Here is a 21,394-nt window from a genome sequence, read left to right as displayed (position 1 = left end):
GGACGGCCTGGCGGATGTCGTGCCGACTCGAAGAAGGTCGGTTCCCTTCCTCCGCGCACTCAAAGCTTTTCATCAAATTGTTTGCGAGTGGTTTACAACACAGCCGGCGTGCACCGCACTATCGCGCGATATTTTCATGCTGCACAGCAATAGACATTAAAGAGGCGTGAGATTTTCGGCGCGCCGTAATCGCCGCTTCAACTCTTTTTCGTGAGCAGCAGATTACCACGCGATTTGATCGCTGCCTGCGCCACTTCCGCGAAGCGCTGCAGCAGCCAGGGCAGCACAACCTCGACGGTGACATGATCCTCGGCCACATCGACATGACCAGACGCTGCCTGCCCCATGGCATGGACGCGGAAGATCATTCGGTCGCCTTCCCAGCGTTCCTCGTCAACTTTCAACATAGGTACGTTAGTTGCTGCGCGCGTCAGTCCGCTCTTGAGGCGACGCAATGCCTCGTCGTGGCCGAGGCTGTGAGGAATAGAAACGACGAGTGGTGCGGACATCACAGAATCCTTTGTTAGTTCGCATGGATGTAAGCGCGAATTCGTCCAGCGGTAGTCGCAATGAAGGTTTCACCCCGGAACCTTGCAGGTCTCCGCGCGTTTTTACCGCATGAAGGTAGCCGGCTCGTCCGTCTGCCAGGCTGAGGAGACATTCATGTCCATTGGTACAATTATTCTGATCATCCTGATTATCGCCTTGCTTGGTGGTTTCAGCGGTATCGGCGGCGGTCCGTTCTACGGCACCGGCTATTACGGCGGCGGCGGTCTCGGCCTCATCGTGGTGATCCTGCTGATCCTCCTGCTGCTTGGTAAGCTGTAAGAGCGAATATTCATTTCGAGGCGCGCGATCCGGAAGGGTTGCGCGCCTTTTCATGCGCGTATGCTTCGACTTTCATCACCCGCGAAAGCGAGTAATGAAAGTTGAACTGCTGTTTCGTCGAGTACGTTATTTCATCTTCCCAATCGCCGCCTTGATCGACGATGCAGCATCCTCGTAACCCGCCCACGCCTTGCTCTTCGCCAGCAGCGCCGGGACGCTGCGTACGGTGAAATTCTTCGGATCCAGATCCTTGCGCAGCTGTGGCCATGTCAGCGGCATCGACGCCGTGGCCCCCTTTCGCGCCCGCGGCGACAGCACCGAGACCGCGGTCGACATCCGGTCGTTGCGCAGATAATCGAGGAAAATCTTTCCAGCACGCAGCTTCTTCGACATGTTGAGCAGGTAGCGCTCGGGATCGTCACTGGCCATCTGCTGGCACACGGCCTGCGCAAAAGTTTTTGCCGACTTCCAGTCGACCTTGTCCTTCGCGCCGTGCAGCAGCGGCACCACCACATGCAGGCCCTTGCCGCCGGTCGTCTTGCAGAAACTCTCCATACCGAGGCGCGAGAGCCGTTCGCGCATCTCGCGTGCCGCATCCATCACCGCGGTGAAGTCCACATCGGGTGCCGGATCGAGATCGAACACCAGACGCCCCGGTGTATCCGGCGCATCCGGCGCGCAATTCCAGGGATGCAGTTCGAGCCCGCCGATCTGCGCGACGGCCGCAAGACCCTCGACGCGATCGATCTGCAGGTAAGGCTTGCGGTCGCCGGAGACTTTCACGAGTTCGAGCAGGTTCGATGTCCCTGGCATTGCGTGGCGTTGGAAGAACTGCTGCCCGTCGATCCCATCGGGCGCGCGCACGATCGAACACGGACGGCCCTTGAGATAGTCCATCATCCAATCGCCGACGGCTTCGAAATATGCCGCGAGATCGCGTTTGGTGACCGGCTTGCCATCGCCTGCATCGGGCCACAGCTCCTTGTCGGGCTTGGAGATCGCCACGCCCATCACGACCGTGGAGCCTGCTGCGGCCTTTGCCGGCACGGCTTTCTTCGCGGAGGTTTTCGCTGTCTTCTTCACGCCGCGCTTGGGCTTCGGTTCGGCGAGCGCGGTCTTCTTCGGAGTCTCAGCCGCGACCTCATCGGCCGGCTTGTCCTGCCGCAGTCCCTTGAACGATGCCTGACGCACCATGCCGGCCCCGGTGAAACCCGCGAATTCGATCTCGGCCACGAGTTCGGGCTTGAGCCAGTGCACGTCCCGGCCACCCGGTGGCGTTTCCTTGCCGCCGAACGGGCTGGTCTTTGCCGCCGCTTTCTTCAGCGCCGGCATGATGCGCGTAACCTTGTCCTGGCCGAAACCGGTGCCCACCACGCCGACATAAGCGAGATGATCGCCTCTGTTGACGCCGACCATCAGCGAACGGAACTTGCCCGCGTTGCTCTTCCATCCGCCGATCACGACCTCATGGCCGGCCCGGCACTTGGCCTTGGTCCAGTTCTGCGACCGGCCGGACACGTATGGCGCCGACAGTTTCTTGGAGACGATGCCTTCCAGCGCCAGTTTGCAGGCCGATTGCAGGATGGCGTCACCACCGGTCTCGAAATGATCGACATAGCGGATCAGGCTTTCCTTGCGACGGCCACGTGCCTTGTCGAGCAGTGCCTTCAATCGCTCCTTTCGCTCGCCGAGCGGCAGCTTGCGCAGGTCTTCGCCGTCAGCAAATAGCAGATCGAACACGAAGAAGATCAGCGTATCGGTCTCGCCGTCCGACAGCGCCGCCTGCAGCGCCGCGAAGTCCGGCGCGCCATGGGCATCGAGGCCGACAATCTCGCCATCGATGATGGCGTCCGGCAGGCCGGTGGCTTCTTTGGCGATGGCCCGAAATTTCTCCGTCCAGTCGAGCCCCTTGCGTGTCTTCAGCGTCGCCTCACCGTCCTCGACGCGGAGCTGTACGCGATAGCCGTCGAACTTGATCTCATGCACCCAGCCATCCGCGGAGGGCGGCCGGTCCACAATCGTGCAAAGTTGAGGCGCGACGAAGCCAGGCATCTTCGCGGCCTTGACCGATTTCGCGGAGGTCTTGGCCGCCTTCTTCGATACAGCCTTCTTCGTCGCACGCCTGGCAATGTCCGCTTTGGTCCTGGTGCCTTTTCTGGCGCGCGCATCGGCAGCACTGCCCTCGCTGGAATCCCAGATAGCATCGGGTTTGATCTTCGCTGTTCTGGCGATCATGAACGGCTTCGGCGCCCTGCCCTTGCCGGATGCGATCGCACTCATACTACGGCCGGACGCCACTGACTTGTCGTCATCCAGGATGGTATTGGCCTTGCCCTCCTTCACGAAGTCGTCGCGATGCTTGATCAGCAGCCAGTTGGTCCGCTTGCCGCCATTGCGGTCATGTTTCATGCGCACCAGCACGAAACCGCCATGCAGCTTCTCGCCATCCAGCGTGAATTTCAGGTCACCCTTCTTGAGGCCCTTGTCCGGATCGTCGCTCTCCCAATAGCCGCGGTCCCAGAGCTGCACGGTGCCGCCACCATATTGCCCCCGGGGAATCGTGCCTTCGAAATCGCCATAGTCGAGCGGGTGATCTTCTACCTCGACAGCGAGGCGCTTGTCGGCGGGGTCCATGGACGGCCCGCGGGTGACGGCCCAGGACTTGAACACCCCGTCCATCTCCAGCCGCAGATCGTAATGCAGCCGCGTGGCATCGTGTTTCTGGATCACGAAGCGGCGGCGTTTTGCCGGCGCGACCACAATCTGGCCGGAAGGCTCCTTGGTGAGCGCGAAATCGCGTTTCCGGCGATAAATCGATAACTGCTTGTCGGCCAAGGCGAACCTCATTCAACGCATCATCGGCCGCAGGGTCCGGCCCGGAACCAAAACCGGGAACTGTCGTTGAAGTTCCTGGAAATCCACGCCGGCGCAATGCTTTGCAGCCCACGTGCTTCATTTTTGTACATGAGTTGGAGAACGAGTATGGCCCCGCCCCGCGCCTATTGGAAAGGCTCCCTCAAGCTATCGCTCGTCACCTGTCCGGTGGTGCTGTATCCGGCAGCGACCACGGTCGAGAAAACCAAATTCCACATGATCAACCGCGAGACCGGCAACCGGCTGAAACAGCAGATGGTGGATGTCGAGACCGGCGACGTCGTGGAGAAGGAGCAAAAGGGCCGCGGCTACGAGATCGGCAAAGGTGAATATATCGAGATCGAGAAGGAAGAGCTCGAAGCCGTTCAGATCGAGAGCAATCACACCATCGATATCGATAATTTCGTGCCGCGCGACGAGATCGACCGGCGCTACCTGAACAATCCCTACTATATCGCGCCCGACGGCAATGCCGGCGTGGACGCCTTCGCCGTGATCCGCGACGCCATGAAGGACAAGGACAGCGTGGCGCTGGCGCGGATCGTGCTGACCAATCGCGAGCACATCATCGCCATCGAGCCGCTCGGCAAGGGCCTGCTCGGCACCACGCTGCGTTTTCCTTATGAGATCCGTGATGAGGAAGACTACTTCGACGACATCAAGTCGCCCAAGATATCGAAGGACATGATCGATCTCGCGGTACATATCCTCGACAGCAAGGCGTCGCATTTCGATCCCAGCAAGTTCAAGGACGAATATGAGACCGCGCTGAAGACGCTGGTGCAGCGCAAGGCCGCCGGCAAGCCGGTGAAGGTCGTCGAGAAGGAGGAGAAGCCGGACAACGTCATCAACCTGATGGATGCGCTGAAGGCGAGCCTCAAGGGTGGCAAGGGCAAGACGACCAAACGCACTTCCGCGTCACGACCGCATGTGGCACGCAAGCGCCCGGCCAAGAAGGCCGCGCGGTCATCGGCGCGACATCGCAAGGCAAGCTGAGCGCATGAAGATTTCAGGAATGATCATAGGCATCGCATTGATGTCGACCGTGGCAGCGCAGGCGCAGCAGCTGCAGACACGCGAATGCAATGCCTCGAATATTGCCTTCGTCGCCGAAGCCATCGCCAAGATGGTTGATGGCAAGCAGAAGAAGACCGCCTCCGACGAGATCGGCCTGGCCAGCGAAGCGATGGCTCAAGGCAAGAACGATGAGTGCAAGGACCATCTGATGAAGGCGACGCTGCAGACCAAGTGAGGACTGGGCGCTACGCCACTCCTCGCAATGACGGCTGAGGGGTCAGGATTTACTCTTCGCCTTTTTGGCTTTCCTGGCCTTCTTAGCTGTCTTCCTGGCCGCTGTTTTCTTCTTCGTCTTTTTGGCTTTCTTGGTCGTCTTCTTCGGCGCTTTTGGCACCTTCTTGCCTTCGGCCCGGGCTTCGGAGAGACCGATGGCGATCGCCTGTTTGCGGCTGGTTACCTTCTTCTTCGAACGACCACTTCTCAGCGTGCCGGCTTTTGCCTTCTTCACCGCCCGCGCAACCGTCGCCGACGCCTTCTTGGAATATTTCGCCATTCCATGCTCCCTTTGTGATCGAAATGTTCAATCGTCACCGTGGATGATGGTTCCGCACGGATGATTGTAGAGAACGCACTTATGAAATCCCTATAACGCCGTGCCGCATCTCATCTCGTTTTCAAACGTGCGGCCGATCATCTTGCAGCCATTCGCTCAAGCGAATGACTTTTGGAGACTGCAAGTGACCATCATTGAACCTCCCTCGTGTGGCTCGTCCCTCGTTTTCATTGGCAAGAACAGCCGCGGCCAGTGGGTCGCGCAGCAACAGAACGGCTTGTTCGGCGGCCTCTTCGTCAACCGTGCCAATGCCGTACGCTATGCGTTGTCCGAGAATGGCCATCACCCCGAAGCGATCATCGAGACCGCGAGCCCCATCGAGCTCGATATGAGCGCCTCTTCCTTCACTGGGACAGACATCGCCGACATGCAGCCGCAACGGCGTGTCGCCTGAGCCTCTCACCATGTCCACATCCGCCCTTCGGGCTCACGCCCTCCCGCAAGTTCATACGTCGTTCCCGACCAGCGCCTGGCTGCACGGCATCATCGCCGATCTGCCGACACCGTTCGACCGGCATGGCGCGCTCGATCTCCTCACCTTCGCACGGCTGTGCGAGCGTCAGGTTTGCGCCGGCGCCAGTGCCATTGTCGTTGGCGAGAGCGCCGGCGAAGCCGACACGCTGACGCCGGAGGAACGTGCCGTGCTGATCCGGACCGCCGTCAGCATCGCGCGCGGACGCATCCGCATCATTGCCGGCGCGGGTTCGAACTGCACCAGCCGCGCCATTGCGGCGATCCGGCTGGCGCAGACGGCCGGCGCCGATGCCGTCATGTCGGTCGTGCCATACTACAACCGTCCCACCGCCGACGGCATCACCGCGCATTTCCGCACGATCCTGGAGACGACATCGCTGCCGGTTATCGTGCACGACGCCCCGTCGCGTTGCGCACGGGCGCTGACTGATGGCACGCTCCTCGATCTCGCCGCCTCGCCGCGTTTGATCGGACTCCGCGATGATACAGGCGATGCCGGACGGCTGGCGCGATTGCGGCCGCTGCTGCCGGCCGGCTTCCGAATATTGACAGGACAGGACATCGCGGCTCTGTCCTATCTGCTGCTCGGTGGCGACGGCGTGGTCTCGGCGATGGCCAATGTCGCGCCGCAGCTCTGCCGCGGCATGTATTACGCCGCCCGACAGGGCTGCCCGCGCTATGCGACGACCATCTCCGATATGCTGGCGCCGCTCGCCGGGGCTTTGCCGCCGGAGCAGGCATCAGCAGCGGTGAAATTTGCCTTGAGCTTGCGGGGATTGGGGAATGCCGCCGTGCGCCTGCCGCTGACGGAGCTCACAGAGACCGAGCAGCAGCAGATCTACACCGCGATGGAAGCGATATGGGCGCAGCCTGACGATGCTCTGCCCCTGCGCCGCGCCCGCTAGGATTGCGGGCGCGGCCGTTCGTTCTTCTCGCGCCATTTCGGGCCGGGTCCGCGCATGTAATGCGCGGCCGGCCGATAAACGGCAGGTCCAATGACAAAACGCCATAGCCGGGCAAGGATGCCCGGCATGACCGCCGCATAGGAGGCTATGCGCGCAAACAGCGCTGCAGAGCGGTCCCCGCTCATGGCACACTCCGGTGATCCGGACTCGTGGGCGTATCGGCGACACGGACGCGAACGCGCGCAAGCTCACGCCGCGCGCGGCGCATCTTGTCGGCCACCAGGGCCATATGGATCGCGGCAAAGAAACCCTTGATGTGATTGCGCGTCAATCGCGCGGCGACGCAGAACCGCTTCCACTGGATATCACTGGAGTGATAGACGATCGGCGGCTGATTGCGGCTGATGAGATAGCTGCGATAGGCGCTGTCGGCCGAGAAATCGTGCAGCTGCGTATCGCGATTGTAGAACATCGTCATGGTCGTTGTCCGTCTTCTCAACACCCTGGCGCAGGAGCGCGTCGGGATGCCGGGAAGATGCGGACAACGACATATGAAATCGAGACGAGCGGCCGCACTCGTTCATAAGCGCGGCATAAAGATCAGGAGGCTGGAAGTTCCGGAAAGACCGGCGTCCCTCAGCTCTTGGCCATGCAGTCTTCGATGTAGAACCAGCGGTCGTCGCCGGCGAGACCCTTGACCTTGACGTCCTTGCGGCAGGCCTTGAGCTTGCTCTTGTTGGCGCTCCACTTCGCCTTCATGTCCTTCAGACTCTGCTTGTTCAGCTTCATCTTGGCGGGCGCAGCAGGGGTTGCCGGCGCCGCAGGCGCCTGTGCCGAAGCAACGCCTATTGAAGTCACAACGAACAGTGCGGCCACGAGGCCCGTAGTGATGCGTGTCATCGTTATCCCCGAATGTGCTTGTTTTAATGATTGTTCGTCAGATGTGAAACGGGACCGGAAGCTTTCACCGCCGGTCCCGTTTTAGTCCTACTGGAAGATGCGGACTGCGCTCTGCAGCGTCAGCCAGACGCCCCAGCACAGTGGGAGGCCAACAAAGGCCCAGAAGGCGATGGCGCTGGCGTCGAAACCGCCCTTGCCGATGCCATAGGAGCCACCGCCGGTCGATGCGGCTGCGGCACCCTTGGCCTGCAGCGCTGCGACTTCTTCCGGCTTCATGAACCAGTGCGGCGCCAGCGGCTTCACCAGCAGATTGCAGATCAGGCCCAGAACGAGCATGCCGGCGAGGATATACATCGTGAAGTCATAGACCTGCGCCCGCGGTACGCCGGCGGCGATCTGGAATTCACGGATGTAGTTCACGACCACCGGACCGACGATGCCCGCGGTCGCCCAGGCCGTCAGCAGACGACCATGGATGGCGCCGACGAACTGGGTGCCGAAGATATCGGCGAGATAGGCCGGGATCGTGGCGAAGCCGCCGCCATACATCGAGAGGATGACGCCGAAGGCCAGCACGAAGAGAACCTTGCTGCCCATCGCCGCCAGCGTCGGCACCAATGCATAGAGAACGATGCCGAGGATGAAGAATGTGTAATAGGTGTTCTTGCGGCCGAGCTTGTCCGACAGCGACGCCCAGAAGAATCGGCCGGCGATGTTGAACAGCGACAGCAGACCCGCGAAGCCAGCGGCGATACCGGCGATGGCGGTTTTTTGCGTCGCCGAGAGCTGGCTGAAGGAGACATCGGGCAAGCCGATCAGCTTGCCGGCGAAGATTTCCTGCAGCATTGGCGAGGCCATGCCGATAACGCCGATGCCGGCAGACACGTTCAGACAGAGCACGCCCCAGATCAGCCAGAACTGCTTGGTCTTGTGCGCATTGTCGAGATGCACGTGACCGGTGGTGATCATGGCATTCGCTGTCGCCGGAGGGGTCCAGCCATCAGGTTTCCAGTTCGGCGGCGTAATGCGATAGGAGAACGCGCCGATCATCATGAACACGAAGTAGATGACGCCCATGGCGAGGAAGGTCTGCCAGACGCCGACATCGGTCGGGGTCTTGAAATAGTTCATCAAGAGATTTGCGAGCGGCGAACCGATCATCGCGCCACCGCCGAAGCCCATGATGGCCATGCCCGTCGCCATGCCGCGACGATCCGGGAACCACTTCACCAGCGTCGATACCGGCGAGATGTAGCCAAGACCGAGACCCACGCCGCCGATCACACCGGAGCCGATCCACAGCAGCCAGAGCTGATGCGTATAGACGCCGATCGAACCGAGCACGAGACCGCCGCACCAGCACATCGCCGAGACGAAGCCGGCCTTGCGCGGACCGACCCGCTCGAGCCAGCCGCCCCAGATCGCAGCGGAGACGCCGAGCAGCACGAAGAACAGCGTGTACATCCAGCCGAGGCTGGCGACCTTCCAGTTACAGGTGGTGGTGAAGAGTTCGGTGGCGAGGCTCATGCCATCGCACACTTCCTTCGACGCAGGTGTCGTGATCGCTTGCGACAGCGGCAGCCAGAACACGCTGAAGCCGTAGGCCATGCCGATACAGAGATGGATGCACAGTGCGGCCGGTGGAACCAGCCATCGATTGAAGCCGGCGGTCGCAATGATCCGTTCGCGTTCCAGCAATCCTGGCTTGGTGCCAGACAGTGTTCCGGCGTTGCCCACACTTGTCATGAAAGTTCTCCCCTGCAGCCGACCCTTCTGAGCCGGTCTGCGATTTGAAAAGTCGCTTCGTTAATTCCCCTGCGGCGCGCGGACAAAGATTCACGCGCACCCACACTTTAGAACAGGGCCAGAAGCGACTACCGGAGTCGATAGTCCAAAGGTATCAGGAGCGAAAATTTCTCAATGATTTCCACTGCATCGCAGCAATTCAATCGCGATTTGCAATCGCAGCATTCCGTTTTTCGATGAAGAAAACGATCACATCACCGCTGCGTTCAGGGGCTTCGATCTGATCGCCGCTTTGCTGAATCAACGCCGGGATGTCGATCACGGCGAGGGGGTCCGTGCAGTGGACTTCGAGCCGATCACCGACCGACAATGCCTTCATTGCCTTGCGCGTCATCAGCGCCGGCAACGGGCATTTCAATCCGGTCAGGTCGAGCTTGGTCACGGGCATCGCGCGGTTCCATTTGGTGCAACTGCGTTATATCGGGCCGGCGCCAAATGTCATATGCAGCGGTATGGCGATGGCGAACACATATCCGACCACTCCGGGCGTGCTTCTCGCGGGCGGTCTGGCGCGCCGGATGGGCGGCGGCGACAAGCCGATGCGCGAGATCGGCGGCAAAACGATCCTGGCCCGCGTGATCGCGCGCATCGCACCGCAATGCGATGGGCTGGTGCTTAACGCCAATGGCGATCCCGCGCGGTTCGCGTCCTTCGGTCTGCCGGTGATCGCCGACGACGTCGCCGATTTTCCCGGCCCCCTCGCCGGCATCCTTGCGGGTCTGGAATGGACGGCCGCCAACCGGCCGACTGTCTCCAGGATGCTCAGCGTCGCCGGCGACTGCCCCTTCCTGCCCCGCGATCTCGTCACCCGCCTGCATCAGGCCCGCATCGCGGAGAATGCGCAGCTTGCCGTCGCCTCGTCCGCAGGACAGTCGCACCCCGTTGTCGGCTTGTGGGATGTCTCCCTGCGCCACGCGTTACGGCACGCGCTCGTCAACGAGGACATCCGCAAGGTCGGCCGCTGGACATCCCGCTACAGACTCGTGACCGTGGAATGGCCGACTGATCCCGTCGATCCATTCTTCAATGCCAATACGATGGACGATATCGCGGAAGCTGAGCGGCTTGCGAAACTGGATGGCGGTTAACGGCACATCGCCGTTGGCACGCTGCCTTCAGGAGACGCGCCTTCCGCACCGCGTCTCCTGAGATGGGGCGTTCCTAGAATCTCACAGCGAAATTGCCGCGCAAGGTCTGATCGGTGACACCCGAACCGAACTGACCGCCATAGGTGACACCAAGTGTGGCGTTCGGCGTAACATTGACGTCAAAGCCAAGATCCGCGACAGCGGCATTTGCAGCGATCGGCACACCGGCGACGGTGAAAGGTGATCCGCCGGCAAAGGCCACGATCGAGGTTGGCGTCACGTCACCAAAGGCATGACGCCAGCCGAGCATACCGCGCACGGTCGCGGTCATGCCACTACCGAGATCAACACCTGTCGATGCCCGAAGCCCCAATGTGGTGAAGGTGACGCCGGTGTTGTCGCTGCGGCTGGTAAGCGCTGCGACTCCGCCTCTTTCTGTAAATCCATCGGTTGCCAGATTGACATAAGCGAGATTGGCGAAGGGTTCGAAAGCGAGTGGGCCGAACGGCGTTCGCGCTGCCCCGATGCGATAGCCAAAGTCGCCGAAGGCTTGCGTCGTACCCGCGCTATAGTCACCCCTGAGCATCTCGGCAACGCCCGGAAATCCGACCGAGCGATTGATCGACAGATCATGCCGTGTGTAGGCGAGGCCTGAGCGGAAGGCGAAATCGCCCCACTGCGTGCCGCCATACAGACCGCCATGGTAGTTGTCGCTGGAGCCGGACGAGGCGCGATCGGCCACGCGGAACGTCGAACGGCTATAGCCGCCGATTGCACCGACGCGCCATCCATCGACGAACGGCGCATCGACGCCGACCATGAAGCCGCCGATATCGCGCTTGACCGTCGCAGCATTGCCGTCGCCATTCCACTGCCCCCACGAGCCGAAACCGCGGCCCCAGACCGCGACGCCGTCGGTTGTCGCTGGCGCCAGCACCGGCCGGCCATTGACATAGGTCGTGACTGGCGCGGCAGCCGCGCCGACGCCGTCGAATGCCGCGCGCAGCCGATCGATAGCAGCTTCGCGCAGAAAACGGCTGTCCTCAATCATCACGCCTTTGGCCGATGCATGAGCCTCGCCGGAAATCTGGTCGAATGCACGCCGCGCCTGCGGGAGATCGAGTTGCGCCAGCGAACCGACCAGCGCGCTGTTGAGCGGCAGACTATCTGCACCGCTGCCGGCGGCGATCTGGTTGCGGGTCAGGCCAGCCGCAGCGAAAGCGAGGTTGCTGCGGGTGATACCAAGATAGACGCTGGTGGAATCGTAGGTCAGGCCATAGGCCAGAAACGGCTGAACGCTCGGCCCGCTGGCGCCCGCGAAGGCGCCGGTGATTCCGCCATTTGCCGTCAGGATCGTGTATGTGGTGCCGATCGGAGCGGCGCCCGATGCGATCACTGTGCCGCCGTTCAGCGTTGCGCTCCCCGTCGCTGCAATCCTGTCCGACTGCCCGGCCGCATTGGTCTCGACCTGATAGATCGATCCGGGTGCGAAACTGACATTGCCGTTGACATTCAACGTGCCGATGGAATTGCCGGGTCCGACGATGCCACCGCTATTGGCAACGATGCCGCCAACCGTGCCGGTGCCGCCCAATATGCCACCGCCCGACACAGTCACGATCGAACCGGCGAGCGAGCCGTTCACGGCGAGTCGACCGCCGGTGATGTTGGTCGCGCCGGTCAGGCCGCTTGAATCGGCGGTAAGGATGGTCGTGCCGGCGATCTGGTTGATCGAGCCGGTCCCGAACATCTCCGGAGCAAATGTATAGCTGGTGCTCGTGTGATTGAAATTGATCGTTCCGACACCATTATTTCCAAGAAATACTGCCGCAGAATCGAGCGTGCCGGGCGCCACCGCAGCCGCGCCGGTGCTGCCACCGATATTGATCGTACCCACCGAGCCTGCTTGAGAGCCGACCAGCGTGCTGCCGCTAACTGATACGAGAGCGCCATTGGCGATCGTCAGCGCGCCGTTGCCCGCCTCACCGACAACGAGCGCATTGTTCTCAACCATCAGACGCGAGCCTGGACCTGTGATCGTTGCTGTGCCGACCGAGCCTGCGTTCTGCCCGATATAGCTCGTAAACGACGTGCTTCTGACCGTAGCGCCATTCGACACCATCAGCGTGCCGGCACCACTATTGCCGACAACCACGGAGCTGCCGGTCAGGATCGACCCGGCACCATCGACGTTCACCGTGCCGATTCCGCTAGCTTGATCTCCAAGCACGATTGGCGACGGAGTGGTGGCAACCGCCGCACCGTTCAGGATGTTCAGTGTGCCCGTCCCCAGGCGCCCAATGGTGATGGCCTGGGTGTTCCAGACCGAGCCGGCACCGGTGACCGTCACCGTGCCAACCCCGTCCGTCTGGTAGCCCAGGACGGCGTTGCTAGCGACCGATACCTTTCCGCCATTCGCAATCGTCAGGGTACCGGTGCCGTCCTGACCGACCCAAAAGTCGCCTGTGCCTGTGCTGACCCAGCTTGAGTCGGCGCCGGTGATTGTCGCGTTGCCGATGGAGCCCGAGCTTTTGCCGATGATGCTGCTAAATTGGGTGGTCAACACCGTGCCGCCGTTCGATACCATCAGCGTGCCGTTGCCAGCGTCACCGACAACAATATCGCCACCGGACAAGGTCGAACCGCTTCCATCGACCGTCACCAGCCCCGAAGAACCAGCAGAGCTCCCCAGGAAGACCCCATAACCAGCTCCGTTCAGGACTTTGCCGCCGTTGAGAACCGAAAGCGTGCCCGTACCATGTGAACCGACCACCACGTTTGTCGCGTTCCATATCGCCCCTGGGCCGGTGACAGTCGCCGTGCCGGTCGAGCCGGCCAGATCGCCGAGTAGCGCCTGGCCGCTGTTCAGGACGCCGCCGTTTGAAATGGTCAGCATGCCGGAATTGCCGTTAGTATGGCCGATCGACATAGAGTTCGCGGCAGCGCTCCCTCCGCTGATCAGCGTTGGGTTTGACGATGTCGTGTCGATGTAAGTGAAATTGGTCCCCGCTGTAGGGATGCCGTTGTCCCAGTTTGTGGGATCAAACCAGTCAGGAGAGTTCGCGCCGGTCCAGTTCGTCGCAGCCGCAGCCGGCCCGGGCAAGGCAATGCCCACAAGGGCCACACAGCCAATCGCGAGCGCCAGATGGCTGGCATTCGTCAGATATCGCCGGGGTCTTCCGATGGCGCTGATGGTCGAACGTGCAGACATAGATTCCCCTTGCGATACGGTAGCCGTGCACCAGATGTCGCATCGCTGCGCAGCGGCGTCTTTGGCTGGAGTGCAGAGGAATTGTCCTGCAGTGAAATGGATTGCTTTCCGCAGAGGTGTGTCTGCTGCGCAACGCGCCTATCGCGCACTGCTCGGCGTACCGCCGAAGCGGCGGCGGAAACAGCGGTTGAAATAGGCGATATCGTTGAAGCCGCAGATCATGGCGATCTCGCTGATGCGCATGCCGTCGCTCCGTCGATCCTGCAGCATCCGATAGCTTTTCTGCAGGCGCAGCTCGAGCACACGTTCGGAAAAGCTGACACCGGTTTCCTGCAGGAGATCATGAACATAGCGCGGCGACAGTTGGAGCTCGCGCGCGACCCCTTGTGCTGAGATTCCGGGATTCGCGTAGTTGTCGGCGATGCTCGCCAGAACCGCCTGCAACCTCGCCGCACGCAGGCCGCGAAGCCTTGCGAGTTCGGCCGTCTCTCCCTTCGCACCCGTCGCAAGGCCGATCAGATCGACCAGCGTCGTCTCTGCATGCGTGAGGAGAGCCGGATTCGTGAGGACGGGTCCGGACTCGAGAAGCTGGCAGTAGCGCTTGAGAAGACCGAGCGCTTCGTTATCCTCGTCGATCTTCAGCGCCAGCCTGTTGTCGATATGCGGAAACGCCTGAGTCAGAACTGCGCGCGGGACGACCACGTTCATCCAGACATTCTCGTCGGCGCCAAACATTGTCAGCGGCTCGGAGGCAGTGACCAGGGCCGCCTCTCCCCGGCCGACGGAATAGTCGCGACCGACCTGCCCACCAGCCAGTTCAGTCCCGGCCTTGTTGATCAGCAGGAGATAACTATCATTGCCGTCGTCGGCGATATTACGCGCCTTTCTCGTCGCCTGCTTGATCGTTCCGGACATCTGACCAAGAACCAGCGGTCCGATACTCGTGGCCTCGATTACAGCTTCGAAAGGCAGTTTATCGGACACCGCGTATTCGACCGACCAGATTTCCGCAACGTGAATATCCTGCCAAAGGTCGAACTTGGCCTTCTCGCCGAGATGAAGCGGCAAGTCGCTGGACGAAAACGCAGTCTTTTGCACCGGGGACCTTTCGGTATTCAGAACCTTGGGATGATCACGTCGGCACCCTTGCCGGGCACCTTCCATTTCCGGAGCAGCAGTTGAGGGAAGTCCGGATTTGCGGGGCTAATTGTCAATCTGGCGCCTCTGGCAAGGCGCTTGCTTGTGTCGTGTTGAGATCGCATTTCGTTCGATCCCGGCGCGGAAAACTTGCAGTCCGAACTCGTCGAACGGCAAGCGCGTGATGTAGCATGGTCGCGGAGCAGGCGGGAACTAGCATACAACTACAATATGTCAACGCATCGTGACGATTGTACTTGCCTGATCGATCGAGCGGCAAATTTCACGCTATCGCGCTTGTTGAGGCCTCACACCTGCTGCATGATCCGGCCCAAGGCTGGGCCGCACCTTGTGCGTCAAACAGCCATGAAATTGGGGAGGCAGCATCGATGCGCACGAAGAGACGAACCGTCACACAACTTTCCCTGGCCGGCGCATTTGCGCTTGCGCTGTTCGCCACATCCGCACAGGCCCAAATTTCCGACGACGTCGTCAAGATCGGCGTGCTCACCGACATGAACGGCCCGGCCTCGACGCCATCCGGCCAGGGCTCGGTGACCGCCGCGCAGATGGCCGTTGATGATTTCGGCGGCACCGTGCTGGGCAAGCCGATCAGCATCATCATCGGCGATCACCAGCTCAAGCCCGACGTCGGCGCATCGCTGGCCCGGCGCTGGTACGACGTCGATCAGGTCGATATCATTGTCGACGTGCCGGTCTCCGCCGTCGGCCTCGCGGTGCAGAACGTCGCCAACGATCGCAAGCGGCTGTTCATCACCCACTCCACCGGCGCCGCCGATTTCCATGGCAAGTTCTGTTCGCCCTACACGATGCAGTGGGTGTTCGACACCCGCGCACTTGCCGTGGGCACCGCGCAGGAAGTGGTGAAGCGCGGCGGCGACAGCTGGTTCTTCATCACCGACGATTTCGCCTTCGGCCATGCGCTGGAGCGCGATGCGGCGGCTGTCGTCACCAAGACCGGCGGCAAAGTGATCGGCTCCGTGCGCCCGCCCTTTGGTGCATCGGACCTCTCATCGTTCGTGCTGCAGGCGCAGGCCTCGAAGGCCAAGATCATCGGCATCGCCGGGGGACCGCCGAACAACATCAACGAGATCAAGACCGCGGGCGAATTCGGCGTCTTCAAGGGCGGCCAGCAGATGGCGGCGCTGCTGGCACTGATCACCGACATCGACTCGCTGGGCTTGCAGACAGCGCAGGGTCTGCTGCTGACCACCGCCTTCTATTGGGACATGGACGACAAGACCCGCGCCTGGTCGAAGCGCTTCTTCGAGAAGACCAAGCGGATGCCCACCATGTGGCAAGCCGGCGTCTATTCCTCCACCATAGTCTATCTCAACGCCATCAAGGAGGCCGGCACCGACGATCCGCTGAAGGTCGCCGCCAAGATGCGCGAGAAGCCGATCGAGGATTTCTTCGCGCGCAACGGCAGACTGCGCGAGGACGGCTTGATGGTGCATGACCTGATGCTGGTGCAGGTCAAGTCGCCGGAGGAGTCCAAATATCCGTGGGACTACTACAAGATCCTCGCAAAGATTACCGGCGAGGAAGCATTTGGACCGCCGGACCCGGCGTGTGCATTGGGTAAGAAGTAATTGATCGTCATTGCGAGGAGCCTCTTGGCGACGAAGCAATCCAGCCTTCGCTTGCGGCTCTGGATTGCTTCGTCGCTTCGCTCCTCGCAATGACGGAGATTTACTTCACCACCCCGATCTCTTTGAAATACTTCAGCACGCCCGGATGGATCAGCGCCACATCGGGCGCTGACGCCACCGTGTTGTTCGCTGTCGTCTCCTTCGCCTGCGCAAGCCGCGCACCAAGCGCGGCCTCGGCGCCATGCAGCGTCTTCGCGAGACGATAGGCAACGTCATCCGGCAGTGTTTCGCGCGCCAGGATGTAGCTCCAGGAGCCCACCGACGCGATCGGCACCGGCTGGTTCGGATAGCTGTTCGCTTCGACCAGCATCGGCTTGAGGAAGGCATGTTTCGCACGGATCTGCGCGATCTCAGCCGCATCGGGCGCAATGAAGCGCGCGCCGCCGGGGCTTTCGCTCATGGCCTTGAAGCCGGGCCAGCCCAGTCCCGCGCCCCACAGCGCGGCAACGCGGCCATCCTGCACCATGGCCGGACCATCGCCGGCGCGGTCGAGATAGACCGATTGAAAATCCTTGTCCTGATCGAGACCGAGCCCGTCCAGCACATAGCGCGACAGGATCACAAGGCCGGAGCCTTTTGCGCCGAAGGCGATCGGCTTGCCGACGAGATCACGGATCGTCTTGTAAGGACTGTCGGCGCGCACCACGAACATGCCGGGATTGGAATAGAGCGCCGTGATGATCTTGAGCTTCGTCGGCGCACGCTTGATGCCCTTGAACGCTTCATAAGCGGGCTCGCCGGCCACCAGCGCGAGATCGAGCTGACCGGCCTCGAGCAGCGGGATGTTCTCGGTCGAGCCCTTGGTGTTGCGCGTGGCCAGCGTCAGCGACGGATCGGCCTTGTTCATCACTTCGGCAAAGGCGTCGCCATAGAGCGGGAAGCCGCCGCCGGGCGTCGCCGTGCCGAGACTCAGGCTGAGACCAGGATCTGGCGTGGTGGTCGACATTGGCCTGGCCCCTTCTTGCGCAACGGCCGTTGTGACAGTCAGGAGCGCTGCGCAAAGAAGCGGCATCATTTTCATGGGGCACCCTGACGTCGATCGGCCTGTATCGTTCAACCATGCTTGTAGGCAAAATCCGAATTCTATGAAAGCATGGAGGTAACGGGCGGCAAGCCTGATCGAACGACGTCGCGCATCAATGCCGCGACTTTCATCTCTGGGAGGGATTATGATCGCTTTTCTGCGTGCTGCAGTGCTGTGTCTCGTCGGCTTCGCCAGTCTCGCCACGACAACCCTCCCCGCCTCGGCTGCAGGCTATCCAGATCGCCCCGTGCGCTGGCTGATCGGCTTCGCCGCGGGCGGCCCTGTCGATATCGTGGCGCGCATCATGAGCCAGTGGCTGTCGGATCATTTCGGCCAGCAATTCATCGTTGAGAACCGCGCAGGCTCCGGCGGCAACCTCGCCGCCGCGGCGGCTGTCACTTCGGCACCGGACGGCTATACGCTGCTGTTCGTCGCGCCGAATAACGCGATTTCGGCCTCGCTGTACAAAAAGCTGCCTTACGATTTCATCCGCGACACCGTGCCGGTCGCCAGCATCATGCAACTCACCAATATGCTGGTGGTGTCGAACGGGATGCCGGTGAAGTCGGTGCAGGAGTTCATCGACTATTGCAAAGCTAATCCCGGCAAGATCTCCTATGCATCATCGGGCAACGGCACCTCGGTGCATATGTCGGCCGAATTGTTCAAGGCGATGACCAAGTGCGACATGATCCACGTGCCCTATCGCGGCTCGGCCATCGCCTTCCCTGATATCATTTCCAACAAGGTGCAGTTGATCTTCGACAATCTGCCCACAGCGCTCGAACAGTCACGCGGCGGCACCGTGCGTGCGCTCGGCGTCACCTCGCCGCAGCGCTGGCCCAGCGTGCCGGGCGTCCCGGCCATTGCCGAGACCGTCCCCGGCTTCGAGTCCGTCGGCTTCTATGGCATCTCCGCGCCGAAGGGCACGCCGCCTGAGGTGATCGAGACGCTCAACAAGGCCGTCGGCGAAGCGCTGAAGGATCCCAAGCTGATCGCCCGCCTCGCCGAAGTCGGCGGTGTTCCGAAGCCGATGACTCCGGCCGAATTCGGCAAGCTCATCGCCGCCGAAACCGAAAAATGGCGCAAGGTGGTGGAATTCGCCGGCGTGTCGGTCGACTGAGCTGGGCGCCCGCTTGTCCAGACGCTCACGGCGACCGTGGCGGGCAGCAGCTGAGAGCTGCCGACCGCCCCGGGAACGCGGCATTGCCCACCGGCGACGACCGATATAAGGAATGCCTGCACCGCCGTCCCCGGTTCCCACGCCCGCTGGACGCCGGCGGGGCCTGTAGCTCAATGGTTAGAGCCGACCGCTCATAACGGTCTGGTTGCAGGTTCGAGTCCTGCCGGGCCCACCAATGATTTCAATCTCCCGTACGTAACCACCAGTCCTATCTTTGGCGTGCAGAAGGGCAGAGGTCACGGGGGCGACCAGATCTGTCCCTGGCTTTGAAGTCGCACCTTGGAGTCGCCCAGCGCATCCAGAACGATGATCGCGCGCTTGATCACGGCCTTCAGGGCGACGTGCTGTTACTTCGGAGCATGTCGGCACCCATTGCGTATTACCGGCCCTGTGGCACGATGAAGCGAATTTCAGCAGTCGGTTTGTGTGCAAATGATATTTGAACCAATTCGATTGATGCCTGAGGCGCCCGGGCAAACCCCGGCGAAGGACCGCACCATCTTTTCTCTCCTGGCGGCGATCAGATGGGTCCAGCGCTATGTTGACAGCGAAACCAAGGCAACGCCGCGATGGGCGAAGCTGATCGCTGTTCTGCGTGGCGCAACTGTCGGGGAAATTGAGCCGCCCGAAGTTCGAACCGCGCTTCACGTCGCTTTGATGGCTGAGGGATGGGCGATGCCAGACGAACTCGAGCAACCAGATATATTCACATCTGGCCGGGCGGATTCCCCGTAACAGGAGCCGGGATCGCAGTTCCACCGGTGGCAGTGCCACCTTCAAGTGGATGCCTGTATCTGCCATAGTGCAAGCTTCACTGCTCGGAGAACGCTCATGTTGTTCCCTGCCGGTAGTCGACGGCTCGCAGCAATTCTCGCACTGACATTTTGCACCAGCGCGAGCGCCGGCGATGTGCTCTTCGAAAATGTTCGGATCTTCGACGGAAGAAGCGCCACTCTTTCCGCTCCGTCGCATGTGCTGGTCAAGGGCAACGTCATCGAGCGTATTTCTACGGCACCGATAGCAGCCGCAGACGCTCAGCGTGTCCCAGGAAACGGGCATACGCTGATGCCCGGCCTGATCGACAATCATTGGCATGCGATGTTGATACGGGTGACGCCGGCACAGGCTTTCGGTGACGTCGGCTACAACAATCTGCTGGCTGGCCACGAAGCGACTGACACTCTGATGCGCGGCTTCACCACGGTTCGTGATGTTGGCGGGCCGGTATTCGGCCTCAAGCACGCCATTGACGAGGGCATCGTCAAGGGCCCGCGTATCTATCCGTCCGGCGCCATGATCACTGTCACGAGCGGCCACGGAGACTTCCGTCAGCTGACCGATCTGCCGCGCACGATTGGTGGCATGCTCACCCGCATGGAGCAGGTCGGTGGCGCCATCGTTGCGGACAGCCCTGACGAGGTGCGCGTGCGCACGCGCGAACAACTCATGCAGGGCGCCTCCCAAATCAAGTTGACGGCGGGCGGCGGAGTGTCGTCCCCCTTCAGTCCGGTCGACGTGACCACTTTCACCGAGGCCGAATTGCGCGCCGCCGTTGAAGCGGCCGAGAATTGGGGCACATATGTCGTCGCACACGCCTTCACTCCGGCTGCGATTCAGAGAGCCGTCGCCGCTGGCGTGAAGTGCATTGAACACGGCATGCTGATGGACGAGGCAACCGCCAGGCTGCTTGCCGAGAAGAACATCTGGTTGAGCTTGCAGCCCCTCCCCGAGGGCCTGAGACTTGGCTTTCCGGAAGGTTCAGTCCAACGGGCCAAGGCGGATGAGGTCTGGCCCGGCATAGCCAGGTCCTACGAATTTGCCAGGAAGTACAAGATCAAGACCGCATGGGGCACCGACGTGCTGTTCTCGCGCGCGCTGGCGCAGCAGCAGGGCGCAATTCTGGCCTCGCTCACGCGCTGGTACACCCCCGCCGAAGCGCTTGTCATGGCGACATCGACGAACGCCGAACTGCTGGCACTGTCCGGCAAGCGCAATCCCTATCCCGGCAAGCTCGGCGTCGTGGAACAGGGCGCGCTCGCGGATCTATTGCTGGTCGACGGCAATCCGCTGGACAACATCAACCTGATTGCCGATCCCGCCAATAATTTCAAAATCATCATGAAGGACGGCGTCATCTACAAGAACACTTTGAGCAAGTGAGCCTATGCGCAGCCTTCTGTTCTTGATCGCTATCGTGATCGGCCTCGCATCGCCTGTCCGTGCTGCGGACCATGTCGCAGCCGCGCAGAGGATCATCAGCGCCCAGACAGATGCGCTGGCGCGCGACGACGCCGTGACAGCCTATGGGTTCGCGGCCCCTGGCATCCAGAGCATCTTTCCCGATCCCGACAGCTTCATGGACATGGTGCGCAACGCCTATGCGCCCATCTATCGTCATCGCAGCTTCGAATTCACCGAGAGCAATACGTCCGATGGCACCATCGAGCAGAAAGTCCATATCGTCGATGTCGATGGCGTGCCGTGGGATGCGCTTTATACGTTGGAGCCGCAACCTGACGGCAGCCTGAAGATTCGGCTGCATGCTGCTGAAAGTCGGTCAGGCAGTGTGACACATCACAGCGGCATTCACATTCGGACCGCTCATCATCTATAACAGGTCCTGCACTTCTCTCGTCCTGCGGTTACTTCCCGGGTGAATTT

At 61.4% G+C, this 21,394-nt stretch carries 20 protein-coding genes, 1 tRNA gene and 1 pseudogene; 11 read left to right on the top strand and 11 right to left on the bottom strand.

From position 1 onward, the window contains the following. Positions 1-197: 197 nt before the first annotated feature. Positions 198-509, bottom strand: coding sequence for a polyhydroxyalkanoic acid system family protein (locus AB8A27_RS04875; RefSeq protein ID WP_441240935.1), 312 nt, complete (start codon positions 507-509; stop codon positions 198-200). A 154-nt stretch (positions 510-663) separates the two neighbouring features. Between AB8A27_RS04875 and AB8A27_RS04870 the strand changes: the two genes are divergently transcribed. Further along, positions 664-828 (top strand): DUF3309 family protein, encoded by a 165-nt coding sequence (locus tag AB8A27_RS04870; protein ID WP_081422059.1) that lies wholly within the window; start codon positions 664-666, stop codon positions 826-828. Between the two features lie 126 nt (positions 829-954). Here AB8A27_RS04870 and ligD read toward each other — a convergent pair whose 3' ends face one another. Beyond that, complete coding sequence (ligD, locus tag AB8A27_RS04865) at positions 955-3,675, bottom strand: DNA ligase D (protein WP_441240934.1); 2,721 nt, start codon at positions 3,673-3,675, stop codon at positions 955-957. A gap of 135 nt (positions 3,676-3,810) precedes the next feature. Here ligD and ku point away from each other — a divergent pair, with 135 nt between their 5' ends. Continuing rightward, positions 3,811-4,698 carry a non-homologous end joining protein Ku gene (gene ku, locus AB8A27_RS04860; RefSeq protein WP_441240933.1) on the top strand — a complete coding sequence of 296 codons (888 nt, stop codon included), beginning with the start codon at positions 3,811-3,813 and terminating at the stop codon, positions 4,696-4,698. A 19-nt stretch (positions 4,699-4,717) separates the two neighbouring features. Next, positions 4,718-4,954, top strand: coding sequence for a hypothetical protein (locus tag AB8A27_RS04855; RefSeq protein ID WP_441240932.1), 237 nt, complete (start codon positions 4,718-4,720; stop codon positions 4,952-4,954). A 42-nt stretch (positions 4,955-4,996) separates the two neighbouring features. On the opposite strand, the gene AB8A27_RS04850 is transcribed toward AB8A27_RS04855, so the two are convergent. Continuing rightward, positions 4,997-5,272 carry a DUF6496 domain-containing protein gene (locus tag AB8A27_RS04850; protein WP_441240931.1) on the bottom strand — a complete coding sequence of 92 codons (276 nt, stop codon included), beginning with the start codon at positions 5,270-5,272 and terminating at the stop codon, positions 4,997-4,999. A gap of 184 nt (positions 5,273-5,456) precedes the next feature. Between AB8A27_RS04850 and AB8A27_RS04845 the strand changes: the two genes are divergently transcribed. Continuing rightward, positions 5,457-5,726 (top strand): hypothetical protein, encoded by a 270-nt coding sequence (locus tag AB8A27_RS04845; protein ID WP_441240930.1) that lies wholly within the window; start codon positions 5,457-5,459, stop codon positions 5,724-5,726. A 10-nt stretch (positions 5,727-5,736) separates the two neighbouring features. Beyond that, the gene (gene dapA, locus AB8A27_RS04840) at positions 5,737-6,711 is read left to right on the top strand and encodes a 4-hydroxy-tetrahydrodipicolinate synthase (RefSeq protein WP_441240929.1); all 975 of its coding nucleotides are present in this window, start codon (positions 5,737-5,739) and stop codon (positions 6,709-6,711) included. Here dapA and AB8A27_RS04835 read toward each other — a convergent pair. The 5 genes from AB8A27_RS04835 to AB8A27_RS04815 form a co-directional block, all read right to left on the bottom strand. Continuing rightward, positions 6,708-6,896, bottom strand: a complete 189-nt coding sequence (locus AB8A27_RS04835) for a hypothetical protein (RefSeq protein ID WP_441240928.1) — start codon at positions 6,894-6,896, stop codon at positions 6,708-6,710. The two genes, dapA and AB8A27_RS04835, sit on opposite strands and share 4 nt — an antisense overlap. Next, positions 6,893-7,189, bottom strand: a complete 297-nt coding sequence (locus AB8A27_RS04830; RefSeq protein WP_441240927.1) for a hypothetical protein — start codon at positions 7,187-7,189, stop codon at positions 6,893-6,895. Before AB8A27_RS04830 ends, AB8A27_RS04835 begins: the two co-directional genes overlap by 4 nt. A 158-nt stretch (positions 7,190-7,347) precedes the next feature. Continuing rightward, positions 7,348-7,611, bottom strand: coding sequence for a hypothetical protein (locus AB8A27_RS04825; protein ID WP_441240926.1), 264 nt, complete (start codon positions 7,609-7,611; stop codon positions 7,348-7,350). 87 nt (positions 7,612-7,698) lie between these two features. Then, on the bottom strand, positions 7,699-9,357 hold the full coding sequence (locus AB8A27_RS04820; RefSeq protein WP_441240925.1) for an OFA family MFS transporter: 1,659 nt from the start codon (positions 9,355-9,357) through the stop codon (positions 7,699-7,701). Positions 9,358-9,556: 199 nt separating this feature from the next. Next, the gene (locus AB8A27_RS04815; protein ID WP_441240924.1) at positions 9,557-9,805 is read right to left on the bottom strand and encodes a sulfurtransferase TusA family protein; all 249 of its coding nucleotides are present in this window, start codon (positions 9,803-9,805) and stop codon (positions 9,557-9,559) included. Positions 9,806-9,875: 70 nt separating this feature from the next. Between AB8A27_RS04815 and mobA the strand changes: the two genes are divergently transcribed. Further along, positions 9,876-10,505, top strand: a complete 630-nt coding sequence (mobA, locus tag AB8A27_RS04810; protein WP_441240923.1) for a molybdenum cofactor guanylyltransferase MobA — start codon at positions 9,876-9,878, stop codon at positions 10,503-10,505. A gap of 73 nt (positions 10,506-10,578) precedes the next feature. Here mobA and AB8A27_RS04805 read toward each other — a convergent pair whose 3' ends face one another. Beyond that, the gene (locus AB8A27_RS04805) at positions 10,579-13,716 is read right to left on the bottom strand and encodes an autotransporter outer membrane beta-barrel domain-containing protein (RefSeq protein ID WP_441240922.1); all 3,138 of its coding nucleotides are present in this window, start codon (positions 13,714-13,716) and stop codon (positions 10,579-10,581) included. A gap of 138 nt (positions 13,717-13,854) precedes the next feature. Continuing rightward, positions 13,855-14,814, bottom strand: a complete 960-nt coding sequence (locus tag AB8A27_RS04800) for an AraC family transcriptional regulator (RefSeq protein ID WP_441240921.1) — start codon at positions 14,812-14,814, stop codon at positions 13,855-13,857. 428 nt (positions 14,815-15,242) lie between these two features. Here AB8A27_RS04800 and AB8A27_RS04795 point away from each other — a divergent pair, with 428 nt between their 5' ends. Continuing rightward, positions 15,243-16,466, top strand: coding sequence for an ABC transporter substrate-binding protein (locus tag AB8A27_RS04795; RefSeq protein ID WP_441240920.1), 1,224 nt, complete (start codon positions 15,243-15,245; stop codon positions 16,464-16,466). Positions 16,467-16,566: 100 nt separating this feature from the next. Here the strand turns inward: AB8A27_RS04795 and AB8A27_RS04790 are convergent, their stop codons facing one another. After that, complete coding sequence (locus tag AB8A27_RS04790) at positions 16,567-17,547, bottom strand: TAXI family TRAP transporter solute-binding subunit (RefSeq protein ID WP_441240919.1); 981 nt, start codon at positions 17,545-17,547, stop codon at positions 16,567-16,569. 148 nt (positions 17,548-17,695) lie between these two features. Here AB8A27_RS04790 and AB8A27_RS04785 point away from each other — a divergent pair, with 148 nt between their 5' ends. The 4 genes and pseudogenes from AB8A27_RS04785 (at position 17,696) to AB8A27_RS04770 (ending at position 21,303) form a co-directional block, all read left to right on the top strand. Then, on the top strand, positions 17,696-18,673 hold the full coding sequence (locus AB8A27_RS04785; RefSeq protein ID WP_441240918.1) for a Bug family tripartite tricarboxylate transporter substrate binding protein: 978 nt from the start codon (positions 17,696-17,698) through the stop codon (positions 18,671-18,673). Between the two features lie 159 nt (positions 18,674-18,832). After that, positions 18,833-18,908, top strand: a tRNA-Ile gene (locus AB8A27_RS04780). A 656-nt stretch (positions 18,909-19,564) separates the two neighbouring features. Then, positions 19,565-20,893: an amidohydrolase family protein gene (locus AB8A27_RS04775; RefSeq protein ID WP_441240917.1), complete on the top strand. Its 1,329-nt coding sequence runs from the start codon at positions 19,565-19,567 to the stop codon at positions 20,891-20,893. A gap of 4 nt (positions 20,894-20,897) precedes the next feature. Continuing rightward, positions 20,898-21,303, top strand: a pseudogene (locus AB8A27_RS04770) (DUF4864 domain-containing protein). The last annotated feature ends 91 nt before the right edge of the window (positions 21,304-21,394 follow it).

Origin of the sequence: Tardiphaga sp. 768_D3_N2_1 (genome assembly GCF_052076105.1) — a bacterium.
Lineage (GTDB): Bacteria > Pseudomonadota > Alphaproteobacteria > Rhizobiales > Xanthobacteraceae > Tardiphaga.
Note: the sequence above shows the minus strand (reverse complement) of the source record. Positions and strands in the feature narration are given on the sequence as shown.

Coding starts and splice junctions, on each gene's coding strand:
- AB8A27_RS04815 (WP_441240924.1), bottom strand. CDS start 9,805: ATGCCCGTGACCAAGCTCGACCTGACCGGATTGAAATGCCCGTTGCCG.
- AB8A27_RS04835 (WP_441240928.1), bottom strand. CDS start 6,896: ATGAGCGGGGACCGCTCTGCAGCGCTGTTTGCGCGCATAGCCTCCTAT.
- AB8A27_RS04870 (WP_081422059.1), top strand. CDS start 664: ATGTCCATTGGTACAATTATTCTGATCATCCTGATTATCGCCTTGCTT.
- dapA (WP_441240929.1), top strand. CDS start 5,737: ATGTCCACATCCGCCCTTCGGGCTCACGCCCTCCCGCAAGTTCATACG.
- AB8A27_RS04850 (WP_441240931.1), bottom strand. CDS start 5,272: ATGGCGAAATATTCCAAGAAGGCGTCGGCGACGGTTGCGCGGGCGGTG.
- AB8A27_RS04875 (WP_441240935.1), bottom strand. CDS start 509: ATGTCCGCACCACTCGTCGTTTCTATTCCTCACAGCCTCGGCCACGAC.
- ku (WP_441240933.1), top strand. CDS start 3,811: ATGGCCCCGCCCCGCGCCTATTGGAAAGGCTCCCTCAAGCTATCGCTC.
- AB8A27_RS04820 (WP_441240925.1), bottom strand. CDS start 9,357: ATGACAAGTGTGGGCAACGCCGGAACACTGTCTGGCACCAAGCCAGGA.
- AB8A27_RS04825 (WP_441240926.1), bottom strand. CDS start 7,611: ATGACACGCATCACTACGGGCCTCGTGGCCGCACTGTTCGTTGTGACT.
- ligD (WP_441240934.1), bottom strand. CDS start 3,675: ATGAGGTTCGCCTTGGCCGACAAGCAGTTATCGATTTATCGCCGGAAA.
- AB8A27_RS04795 (WP_441240920.1), top strand. CDS start 15,243: ATGCGCACGAAGAGACGAACCGTCACACAACTTTCCCTGGCCGGCGCA.
- AB8A27_RS04790 (WP_441240919.1), bottom strand. CDS start 17,547: ATGAAAATGATGCCGCTTCTTTGCGCAGCGCTCCTGACTGTCACAACG.
- AB8A27_RS04855 (WP_441240932.1), top strand. CDS start 4,718: ATGATCATAGGCATCGCATTGATGTCGACCGTGGCAGCGCAGGCGCAG.
- AB8A27_RS04805 (WP_441240922.1), bottom strand. CDS start 13,716: ATGTCTGCACGTTCGACCATCAGCGCCATCGGAAGACCCCGGCGATAT.
- AB8A27_RS04775 (WP_441240917.1), top strand. CDS start 19,565: ATGTTGTTCCCTGCCGGTAGTCGACGGCTCGCAGCAATTCTCGCACTG.
- AB8A27_RS04785 (WP_441240918.1), top strand. CDS start 17,696: ATGATCGCTTTTCTGCGTGCTGCAGTGCTGTGTCTCGTCGGCTTCGCC.
- AB8A27_RS04830 (WP_441240927.1), bottom strand. CDS start 7,189: ATGACGATGTTCTACAATCGCGATACGCAGCTGCACGATTTCTCGGCC.
- mobA (WP_441240923.1), top strand. CDS start 9,876: ATGGCGAACACATATCCGACCACTCCGGGCGTGCTTCTCGCGGGCGGT.